This is a genomic window from Brunnivagina elsteri CCALA 953 (assembly GCF_002289455.1).
Lineage (GTDB): Bacteria > Cyanobacteriota > Cyanobacteriia > Cyanobacteriales > Nostocaceae > Brunnivagina > Brunnivagina elsteri.
Window position 1 is genome coordinate 26,994 of sequence record NZ_NTFS01000010.1, and the last position, 11,180, is coordinate 38,173.

Genomic DNA, 11,180 nt, shown 5'->3' on the forward strand with positions numbered 1-11,180 from the left:
CATATTTTGTCAATGGTATCTTAACTTTTGTTGTAATTGGAGAGGTGCGATCGCTTGTTTAATTCGCTTACCTAACAAGGTGTTTCAATAAAATAGCTGGAACTGTGCTGAGGTTGGAGAGGTGCGATCGCATTATTGTACTGGCACACACAATTCCCCTATAAATTAACTAGTTCTGCTATAGTACAGATACACTAAGAATTTTTATGATTGTAGAAACTATAATTTAAAAGTTTTTGATTTGAACGGGATTGTGCTGTATGTCTAGTATTCACACAGGTATTGAGTGGACAGATAAAACCTGGAACCCAACGACTGGTTGCACTAAGAGTAATCCAAGAAATAAATGATCCAACTGTTGATCCTGAGTCGCTATGTAATAGACAGAGATGCTTCATTGCGCTTCGCTCCATTCAGCATGACAATTGGGCACTTTTTTACTTGGAACACTCTAAAGTAAGTCCTGGTTGTACGCATTGCTATGCAGAAAACATATTTTCCACCCATTTCTTTTAAAGCTTCGCAAATAGCTTCTACAATTGTTAGTTCTCTTTCTTCAGGCTTCAAATTTTGTAATTTTTCGCGTACTTGATTAGCTCGTATTTCTCCAAATAATGCATTTAAATGTTCTTTCACTGCATTGTTAGGTAAGCCCATATTTATACGGTTATAATTAAAAAAGAAAATACAATCACATCCCCTGTAAAATAATTATTTATAGTTATAAAAATACAAAAAGGATTAAGAGCAAAGAGTGCTACACCCATCCTCAACAACAAATCATCTATGATATCTGATATACATACCCACACACCAAACCATCCATAACCAAACCGAAATGTCACAACAACCAATTCACGTCATCGGAGGTGGAATTGCCGGAACCGAAGCAGCTTGGCAAATCGCAAAAGCTGGGGTTCCCGTCATTCTCCATGAAATGCGTCCCCATTACTTCGGAGGAGCGCACCATACCGAACATCTCGCGGAATTGGTTTGTAGTAATTCCTTTGGGGCAATGTCGAGCGATCGCGCAACTGGTTTACTCCACGAAGAGTTACGACGACTGGGTTCTGTGGTGATTGCCAAAGCTGATGAACACAAAGTACCTGCCGGGGGTGCTTTGGCTGTCGATCGCGGTGTATTTAGCGAGGATTTGACTAAAACCCTGGAACAACATCCTTTGATTGAATTGCGACGGGGTGAACTTGCGGCGATTCCTGATGGTATTGTGGTGATAGCCAGTGGTCCTTTAACTAGTCCGGCTTTAGCGGAGGATTTGCGACGGTTTACGGGGATGGAATATTTGAGTTTCTTCGATGCAGCAAGTCCGATTATTGTCGGGGAATCGATTAATCGAGATGTTGCCTTTATGGCTTCGCGGTACGATAAGGGTGAAGCTGCATATTTGAATTGTCCGATGAATAAAGATGAATATGTGCGGTTTCGGGAGGAACTCTGCAAAGCTGAACAAGCTGATTTGAAGGATTTCGATCGGGAAAAAGTCAAGTTTTTTGAAGCTTGTTTACCGATTGAGGAATTAGCTTTGCGGGGTGAGGAAACCATGCGTTTTGGTCCATTGAAACCCGTTGGTTTGGTTTCCCCCAATGCACCATTACGGGAAGATGGTAAGGGACAATGGGCATATGCGATCGCACAATTACGGCAGGAAGATAAGGCTGGAAAGTTGTGGAATATGGTAGGTTTTCAAACAAATCTGCGTTGGGGTGAGCAAAAACGAATTTTCCAGATGATTCCGGGGTTGGAGAATGCGGAGTTTGTGCGGTTAGGTGTGATGCATCGGAATACGTTTATTAATGCACCTCAGTTGATGAATACAAGTCTGCAATTTAAGGAACATCCCCACGTACTCGCGGCAGGTCAAATTATTGGTACGGAAGGATACACTGCTGCTTCTGCTGGTGGTTGGTTGGCGGGGACAAATGCGGCGCGGTTAGCTTTGGGGAAAGATGGGGTATCTTTGCCGAATACAACAATGATGGGTGCTTTGTTTGAGTTTATTAGTTCGGCATCACCTAAACATTTTCAACCAATGCCGCCAAATTTTGGTATATTACCCGACTTGGGAGTGAAAATAAAAGGAAAGCCAGAACGATATGGAAAATATCGCGATCGCTCTTTTGCTGATTTGGCAAGTTGGCAAACCATCTTATAGTTTTTACGAATCAGGTAAATTATCAGGATCGACACCAAGCGATGTCTAACGACAAGCCATTTCGTGTCTACGCAAATATTCCGCTAAGGGATTTCCAGAAAATAAAATCTCCAAATATACATTTACTAACCATATCACTCATAAGGGCAGGGAAACCCTGCCCCTACAACTTTGGAGAATTTATTTATTGGTGTTCCCTTAAACGCCAAACTTCTTTTAATTTGCTAACATAATTTTGCTGGTGTTTATCAATAATTTCAGGTGTCCATTCATGTTCCATTAACACTTGACTCGTTAATGCAAAGCTACAAGTTCCTGTCGTTTTGGAAAGAAAATATTTTTCCTTTTTAGTCGCAAAATCATAGTTCTTAGCTTCGCTATTTTTACAATCTGAAAGTAAAACTAGATTACCTAAGCGATGAACATAATTTTCTCTTTCTTGTTCGGTAAAATTCTGCATCCACTCACTATCGAGAGATGGATTTTGAGGAAGTACATGTTCGATAGTAATTGTAGGTAATTTGAAAATAGCTTCTCCTTCCGAAAGGGTAGAATCTAAACGTAGTAAAATGTACTTTCTAATTTTCTTCATCAAATACAAATTACCATCAAGTATTTTGAGGATGTTTTCTTTTTCTTCTTGTTTAAGTTGCAATGGTGAGTCAGGTAAATATAAATCATCTCCTGCTTCAATAGCTTTTAGTAATTCACTGTAACGTTCAATTCTTTCATTAAAATTTGCTCTGAAAATCATTAAACCAGAAGCTAACCTTTCGAGGTCAGCAAAAAACTTCATCAATAATAAAGGATTTGTGTATTCCTTTGAAAAGAAATAAATTGCAGGTGGAATCCAATCTGAATTATCTATATTTTGTAGCCAGTAGAAGCTTCTATTAATTTCAAAATTGTAGCGATCGCATTCATAATTTTGCTTTTGAATATCATATAAAGCATTTGCAAAAGGCGTTAAATATTTCTGAATAAATTGCTGCGGAAAATTTTTTGGATTTGGATTTACATCTTTGTAAAATTCTTTGATTATGCCTTCACGCTGTTTGCTTTTACCACAAATCATCCTCATGTAAGCAAACAGACTTTTAAATTCTTCTCTTCCTAATTTTTCTTCTAATTCTTCCCATATTTTGGTATATTTTTCTTGTTCATGAGTAGGAATATTACCAATAATATCTGCTTTGAAAATATCAGCATGTGATAAATCCAAACCTCGATTATTCATCACAGAGAAAATTCTATATGCAGAATCAGCATCTGGAGTCGAAACCACTACTAAAACACAACGTTGGATAATAAATTGACCTAAACGCTGTAGTTGCATTTTACTCAGACTTTTTAACTTTTCTACTAATGCTAAAGCATTCTTTTTTAGATGTCGGCAACTATCATTGAGAGTTTTATCACTCAATTCATTGAGAAAACTTATATTACCTTCTTGAATATATTTTTTAAAAAACTCATTATCTTTATCTCGTAAAGTTAAACGATACACACTTTTTTTGCCATCAAAAATACCTCCTTTTTGATAAAGATATGTAGTTAATTCATTCGCAATTTCATCACATGCTAAATGTCTAATAGCTGCAATTAATATTGTGAGTGTTGTTAATCTTTGCTGACCATCAACTACTTGATAATTTGTTTTTTCTTCGATCAGAACTATGCTACCCAGAAAATAAGGATTTATATCATCTATATCACCAGAAGTATCTCCCAAAGCTGTAATTAAATCATCTAATAGTTCTTCCGCTTGTTCTTTGTCCCAGGCATAAGGACGCTGGTATAAAGGAATTTTAAAGACAAAATCATTACTAAATACTTTACCTAAAGGATATTGTTCTGCCTTAATTTCAATAGTACTCATGCATTCCCCATTTATGAAAATACTTTGCGATCGCAAAAAATAAAGCGATCGCATCTTCATCTTTAGTATTCCCAATCAAACTGATAAAATTGCATGAAGTGAAAAGCAGCTTTAATTTCATAAAATCAAAGTATTACAATTAAGACTAATAGAGTCAAATTAACTCAATGTACGAGTTGGCTAAGTCATGGAAATGTTGGGTTTCGCAAAGCCTACAACGTCACTTGCTATAACACGGGGTAGATGCAAAGAGGCTTCTGGAAGTACCCGTGCAACGCAGTGACTCCCCAACCTACAAAATTTTTGAGTTATGTATAACGCTCACTTATGCTTAGTTACCCTGGGGAGATAACACAATTCTTGTATACCTAGGGGCTTGCTGAAAAACTCCACAAAGCGAATCTAGATGCTACCCAGACCAAAAAATGGTAGCTTTGGACGTTAGTTTCTAAATCTACCCCACAATTTTCTACCTAAATGCAAGGATTTTGAGCTTATAAATACTATAATCTTGCACCTGCTGGGAATAAAAAGGATTACAAGCCTTATTCTGATTAGGTTATAGCTTTATTTAGCAAGCCCTACCTAATTTTCAATTATAAATTACAATACTCAAGCATTAATAATTCTATTTACTGCAACTGAAATATCTGGAAATGTGAGGGGATTAATATTTCCAGTAGTCAAAGTTAGTTTTGTCGAATATTCTCCATCTAAAGGTTCTCTAAACATAATTAAGTGGGATTTTTTCAGGTTAACAACCCAATATTCTGGGATTCCCGCTTCGGCATAAATTTTGCTTTTCGTTTCTAAATCTTTTTCTAGACTAGTATTAGAATACTCAATCAACCAGAAAATATTCTCTGGGTAAGGATGATGTTCGCGATATTCCCTACCTAAACGTTGAACGATCGCAATATCTGGTTCTGGTTCAGAATCTTTGGGTAATGTTATCGGTTTGGCATGACGTATTTTGACAAGCTCACCTAACAAACTTGCTAAATAATCTCCAGCTTCGCTACTACAATAAGCGTGGTGTTCTCCCTCTGGTGGCATTTCGACAATTTCCCCCTTGAGTAATTCGACTTTGCGTGATCGCAAAATTCCAGCCTCAATCATTGAGTGATAATCTGCGATCGTCCACTTCGCGATCGTCATAGTCATAAGGTTTACTTCCATTTCTGTTTTATATTCCCATATAAAGACTTACAGAAAATAAAATATCTCAACCAATAATTACCAATCCTATCATTGGTAGGGGCTGGGTATCCCCGCCCCTTATTTATTGGTGTTCTCTAAGCTACATCAATCACCCAGAATTGATTTTTTGCGAACCAAAAACTCGCCACCTTAAGCTGAAACTGCGAGAATAGGAAGGCAAAGCTTGACTTGTACCTACCGTGAATGTTCCTTCCCTCATTTCTACAACAACACAATCGCGTAAAGCCGATCATATTCGTATTTGTTTAGAATCTGACGTTCAGTGTCGTCAAACTACCAATGGATTGGAAAAATATCGCTTTACCCATTCCTGTTTACCAGAACTTAATTTCACTGAAATCGATATTAGCACCGAATTTCTCGGCAAAAAGCTCAATGCACCATTACTTATCTCCTCCATGACTGGGGGAACAGAACAGGCAGGAATGATTAATCGTCGCCTTGCGGAAGTGGCACAACAGTATAAAATTGCAATGGGTGTGGGTTCGCAACGGGTAGCGGTGGAAAAAAAACAAGTTGCAGATACCTTCGCTATTCGCAAATATGCACCCGATGCCCTACTATTTGCTAATGTGGGAGCAGTACAACTAAATTATAATTATGGCTTAGATCAATGCTTGGAAATCATTGATATCCTCGAAGCTGATGCCTTGATTTTGCACCTCAATCCCCTCCAAGAATGCATTCAACCAAAAGGTGATAAGAATTTTAAAGGATTGATTGACAAAATAAATATTTTATGTAGTAAATTATCCATACCAGTGATTGTCAAAGAAGTCGGGAATGGGATATCAGGCGCGATCGCACAAAATTTAATTGCAGCAGGGGTAAAAGCAATTGATGTGGCTGGTGCGGGGGGAACTTCCTGGTCGAAGGTGGAAAGTGAAAGGGCTGAAACTCCGATGCAGCGTCGGTTGGGTAATACATTTGCAGATTGGGGAATACCGACAGCAGAGTGTATAACTAGTATTCGGGCTATTGATGCCAAAATACCATTGATTGCATCGGGGGGATTACGAGACGGATTGGAAGCAGCAAAAGCGATCGCATTGGGGGCTGATATAGTGGGATTTGCGATGCCGTTTTTACAAGCTGCGGCTGAATCTGAAGCTGCGATTTGCGATTTAACAGAAGTGTTAATTGCAGAAATCAGTACAGTATTATTTTGTACAGGTAATGCAACTTTGGCACAACTTCAAGCTTCGGGCAATTTAAAAGAATTATAAATTACGTAGAGACGACCCGGTGGGTGGTCTAACTAGCCCAGTAGTGTGTCTGTCATCTCCACAAAAAATAAATGCCCATATCCCATATCCAATAACTAATAACTAAAATGCCTAACTTTCTTAAACAAACTTTTGCCAGCTTAATTGGAAGCTTATTAGGACTAACTATATTTTGTGGAATTGGAACCACAGGTCTTTTATTATTGCTATTTGCTGCGGCATCATCTAAACAAGTTGGTCCAGAAGTTAAAGACAAATCGGTTGTCGTCTTTGATTTAGCAATGAATATTACCGATGCCGAACCCAGTTCCAGCCAGATGTTTCAAGAAGCCCTTTCTGGAACTAGTCAAGATAAAATGTCCCTACGAAGTGTTTTAGACGCAATCGAAAAAGCCCGCAATGATAAGCGAATTGTGGGGATTTATCTTGATGCAACTCGCGTTTCCCAATCGACTGGGGTGGCTGGGTTTGCCACACTCAAAGAAATTCGGCAAGCACTGGAGGAATTTCGCGCTACAGGGAAGAAAGTCATCGCTTATGGGATGGAATGGGGCGAACGGGAATATTACCTGAGTTCGGTTGCTGATACAATAGTCGTTAATCCCTTGGGAGCAATGGAAATTAACGGTTTTAGTTCCCAACCCATGTTTTTGAGTGGTGCATTGCAAAAATATGGTGTTGGAGTACAAGTAATTAGGGTTGGTAAATTTAAAGGGGCAGTGGAACCCTTCTTACTCAACAAACTCAGCGATGAAAATCGTCAGCAAACCCAAGCCCTTTTAAATGACGTTTGGGGGGAATGGCGAAGTACCGTCGGAAAAAGCCGGAAAATAACCGCGCAGCAGCTACAAACCGTGGCAGATAGCAAAGCCTTTTTGGAACCAGCAGAGGCAAAAACCCAGGGTTTGGTGGATAAAGTTGCTTATTATGACCAAGTTGCTACCGATTTAAGGAAATTAACCGATACAACCAAGGAAGATAAAACATTTAAGCAAATTAGTATTTCCGATTATGCCGAAGTTGCAGATAAATCTACAGAACGGGAATCGAAAAATAAAATTGCTGTGGTTTATGCAGAAGGCGAAATTGTTGACGGTACTGGTGAAGATGGACAAGTTGGGGGCGATCGCTTTGCGAAAATCTTTAATAAAATCCGTGAAGATAAAACCATTAAGGCAGTTGTATTGCGGGTAAATAGTCCTGGTGGTAGTGCGACAGCTGCCGAAGTGATGCAACGGGAAATCCAATTAACCCGTGAAAAAGTCCCCGTTGTTGTTTCAATGGGTGATGTTGCTGCATCGGGTGGTTATTGGATTGCTACCGACTCTAACCGGATTTTTGCCGAACCAAATACTATCACTGGTTCCATTGGTGTATTTGGATTGCTATTAAATTTCCAAAAACTCGCCAATGACAACGGTATTACCTGGGATGCTGTCAAAACTGGTAAATACGCTGACAATCAAACCGTTTCCCGTCCTAAATCACCCGAAGAAATAGCACTTTATCAACGGAATGTCAACCGTATTTATAGTTTATTCTTGAATAAAGTTGCCCAAGGACGTAAATTACCCCAAGACAAGGTTGCCGAAATCGCCCAAGGTCGTGTATGGTCGGGTACAGCAGCCAAAGATATCGGCTTGGTGGACGAAATTGGCGGTTTAGATGCAGCAATTGAACATGCTGCTGGTTTGGCAAATCTGGGGGGAAATTGGAAGTTACAAGAATATCCTAAGGGCAGCAGTTTTGGAGAACGCTTCTTTGGACGCACAGTTGAGGAAGCTCAAACTGCTCTAGGTATTAACAAAGTCACAAAACAACAAAATCATCCCCTTTCCACAGAATTTCTGAAGTTACAAAAGGAAATCAGTGTTTTGCAAAACCTCAACGATCCATTAGATATTTACGCACGTCTACCATTTAATTTAAAAGTTGAGTAGTTTTATTTTCTTTTATTAGATTCCCGACTTCTCTAAGAAGTCGGGAATCGTCGGGAATCTGGGAATACGCGAATTATCTAACGCTTCTAACTAAAAAATCTGGTTGACCACAACTTTTCTGCGATCGCTTGAGAATTTCTGCACTGCAAGCTCCTGGTTTTCCATCTTTGGTGTAACAAACAAACACTTCCTGCAAAAACCTTCCGGAACCGGAACAATAAGGGGCTACGCTATCACCTGTCAATCCTCGATTGGCATTCGTAAATTCTTGTTTGAGATTACTAATGGTTGCCCGGAAAGGTTTACTAGGTTTTTGGTAAGCTGCGGGAATACTCACCCCATCTTTGAATTGTTTCGATAAACCAAGATATTGTACCGGGGTTAGTCCAGAACAAGTACCGTGTTTTTCCCATTCGTGATTGTACAATTTTTGACTAGGAAATAAGTCGGGAAATTGTTGTTTTACCGCTTCAGGCATGGTTTCCGCAGTACAACTAGCTGGATAACCCTTTTGGTACTGAGGCCAAAGCCCGTGTAAAACAAAACTGAGTTTTCTACCACCTTTGCATTGTTGCTGGTCGCGATCGCCATTTTTAGCGCAGTAGTCTGGTGACCAAGACATCGCTAATACATAAAAGTCAAATTTACCTGGAGTACCCTTGCTTTGAGCTATGGCTGTATTTGAAACCCCCACAGTTAGCAACAGAGACGCAGCCACCAATAATCCTTTTCCGAACATACGTAATTCTCTAAGTATAGAGATGAGATTTATGTAAACTTTACGAGTATGGCTCAAAATTTCACAAATCGCTAATTTTTACCCAAATATTTGTTTCAGTAAGTTTGGTGTTACCTAGTTATGGTTCTTCATTACTTGTTATGCTAAAGCACCTATAAAATAGCTCATCTCATAGTTATAAAAAAACCTCTCCACACTATTGTAGAGAGGATATCTGATTATATTTACGTACTGAGAATTGCGATAAAAGATTGATTTTATCGAGGACGACCGAGTGTCGTTATATACAAAACCGCTTCATCTTGAGGAATACCCAAAACTTCATTTACTTGGTCATCAAAAAAGCCACCAATACCGCTAACACCAATATTCAGCCGAGTTGCAGCTAAATTGATTCGTTGTCCTAAATGTCCGGCATCCATATGCAGATAGCGATAAACCCTATCTCCGTACTGGGCAATCGATGCTTGTAAATCAGCAGTATGAAAAATCACAGCCGATGCATCACGCCCTAAGTCTTGACCCAAGCAAAGATAATGTAATTCTCGCCGGAAATTTTTAAACCGAATTTGTCTTAATTCTTGCGCCTTGGGTGCGTAATAATAACAACCTGCTTCCAGCCCTTCAACTCCCGAAGTGGCAATAAATGTTTGTATTAAATTCAGGTCAAAGTAATCGGGGGAAATATCTAAATCTTGGTCAATATAATGCAGGGGTTGGTAGGTAAAATCGAGTAATGATTTGAGTTCGTCTAATGTTAAATCCTCGCCACTATAGGCACGGGTAGAACGACGCTTGAGAATTGTGACTTCAAGTTTATCAAGCTTTTCTCCCCAGTCAATTTGGGTTGTGAGGGTGGAGATTTTTTGACAGAAAGGAAAGTTATATTTATCTTCGATGGATATTTCTTGCTGGATTTCTGGCAAATTCAATTTACCTGTAGTTCCAGATTGAATTTGCGTCATCCGGTGGAAATATGCCAGAAGTTCGCCATCAGGAAGTTGGGGGTACTGAGTTTCTGTTGCAGAAGGTAAAGCCGTGCGTCCCCTTGGTAAATTCTGCTTAGTATCCAGCATATCAGCGAGAGCTAGAACCGCGATCGCACCTTCTTGTTGAGAATCGATATAAAGCATTTCGTTCACAGCTTCATCCACAAAGCCACCAATTAGATGGGGACGAAAGTCTGTAATTGAAGCTGCAAGTTCGAGATTACCCAGTAAATGACCTGCATCAAGAAAAATCCGCCGATAAGCTCTATCTTCATATCGCCAAGCCGAACGGTAAAATACCGCAGTGACAACGATGGCAATTTGGGTGTTTTCTAATGCCGAATGCCAAAAACAAGCATCCTGCAAACTTTTCCACACATCGTTTTCCCAAAAACGCATCAGCGAATGGGTACGACATTGATAGTTATACAACCCCGCAGGTAATAACGGTGTACCCCGCGAAATCACATATAATTCTGCTGGATACAACCCTCCGGCACTTGGGGATGACCTTAAATAGACTGCGCTTCCCATTGAGGGCATTCTCGCGGTTAATCCATAGCTACAGAATAGCAACCGCGATAGTCTACGCCACCATGCAGTGTCGGGATTATCGGTAAATTTTTCTGGTGTTTCTTGAATGTACGGCTTTAGGTCAATTGTTGAACCAATTTTATATTCCTTAAATGGTACTGGCTGTTTTGACCAATCCAAACCCTGGCTTTTGGAAGTTATGGTATCTGGATCGTACTTTGTTCGTTCGTGGTAGTGATGAGATATGGAATTGCGTAGCTCTGGCATAAGTGGTTAAATACGCTTCTGCTAAATATCTTGGCATTCTTATGGCTCAAGATTTCGTCATTATCAGTACAATCTATCGAATCTACATAAATGAGGAGTCAGGAGTTCCCGACAATACTTTAGGGGCAAACAACCGTTTGCCCTAATTGATTTACCTTGATTGATTTAGGGACTTCCAGAAAATAAAATATCCCAATTATATAATTATCAAT

General features: G+C 39.5%; 9 protein-coding genes. 3 read left to right on the forward strand and 6 right to left on the reverse strand.

Annotated elements, in window-relative coordinates; genetic code table 11:
- Nucleotides 1-372: 372 nt before the first annotated feature.
- Nucleotides 373-657 (reverse strand): class I SAM-dependent methyltransferase, encoded by a 285-nt coding sequence (locus CK510_RS33200; protein WP_245911804.1) that lies wholly within the window; start codon nt 655-657, stop codon nt 373-375.
- Between the two features lie 181 nt (nt 658-838).
- Here CK510_RS33200 and trmFO point away from each other — a divergent pair, with 181 nt between their 5' ends.
- Entirely contained in the window at nt 839-2,173 is a 1,335-nt protein-coding gene (gene trmFO / locus CK510_RS01810; RefSeq protein WP_095720055.1) for an FADH(2)-oxidizing methylenetetrahydrofolate--tRNA-(uracil(54)-C(5))-methyltransferase TrmFO, read from the forward strand.
- A 184-nt stretch (nt 2,174-2,357) separates the two neighbouring features.
- Here the strand turns inward: trmFO and CK510_RS01815 are convergent, their stop codons facing one another.
- The 3 genes from CK510_RS01815 to CK510_RS01820 all read right to left on the reverse strand — a co-directional run bounded on the left by CK510_RS01815 (nt 2,358) and on the right by CK510_RS01820 (nt 5,216).
- Nucleotides 2,358-4,052 carry a DUF262 domain-containing protein gene (locus tag CK510_RS01815; RefSeq protein ID WP_095720056.1) on the reverse strand — a complete coding sequence of 565 codons (1,695 nt, stop codon included), beginning with the start codon at nt 4,050-4,052 and terminating at the stop codon, nt 2,358-2,360.
- Entirely contained in the window at nt 4,039-4,173 is a 135-nt protein-coding gene (locus tag CK510_RS33840) for a hypothetical protein (RefSeq protein ID WP_281256974.1), read from the reverse strand. The genes CK510_RS01815 and CK510_RS33840 overlap by 14 nt, the downstream gene beginning before the upstream one ends.
- A 491-nt stretch (nt 4,174-4,664) precedes the next feature.
- Nucleotides 4,665-5,216 carry a Uma2 family endonuclease gene (locus tag CK510_RS01820; RefSeq protein ID WP_095720057.1) on the reverse strand — a complete coding sequence of 184 codons (552 nt, stop codon included), beginning with the start codon at nt 5,214-5,216 and terminating at the stop codon, nt 4,665-4,667.
- A gap of 236 nt (nt 5,217-5,452) precedes the next feature.
- On the opposite strand from CK510_RS01820, the gene fni reads away from it, so the two are divergent.
- Both fni and sppA read left to right on the forward strand, forming a co-directional pair.
- The gene (gene fni / locus CK510_RS01825; protein WP_095720058.1) at nt 5,453-6,499 is read left to right on the forward strand and encodes a type 2 isopentenyl-diphosphate Delta-isomerase; all 1,047 of its coding nucleotides are present in this window, start codon (nt 5,453-5,455) and stop codon (nt 6,497-6,499) included.
- Nucleotides 6,500-6,606: 107 nt separating this feature from the next.
- A complete protein-coding gene (gene sppA / locus CK510_RS01830; protein WP_095720059.1) occupies nt 6,607-8,439 on the forward strand; it encodes a signal peptide peptidase SppA in 1,833 nt (610 codons plus the stop codon).
- A gap of 73 nt (nt 8,440-8,512) precedes the next feature.
- Here the strand turns inward: sppA and CK510_RS01835 are convergent, their stop codons facing one another.
- Both CK510_RS01835 and CK510_RS01840 read right to left on the reverse strand, forming a co-directional pair.
- Nucleotides 8,513-9,178 (reverse strand): ribonuclease T2 family protein, encoded by a 666-nt coding sequence (locus CK510_RS01835; protein ID WP_095720060.1) that lies wholly within the window; start codon nt 9,176-9,178, stop codon nt 8,513-8,515.
- A 257-nt stretch (nt 9,179-9,435) separates the two neighbouring features.
- Nucleotides 9,436-10,968 (reverse strand): SagB/ThcOx family dehydrogenase, encoded by a 1,533-nt coding sequence (locus CK510_RS01840; protein ID WP_095720061.1) that lies wholly within the window; start codon nt 10,966-10,968, stop codon nt 9,436-9,438.
- Nucleotides 10,969-11,180 lie beyond the last annotated feature (212 nt).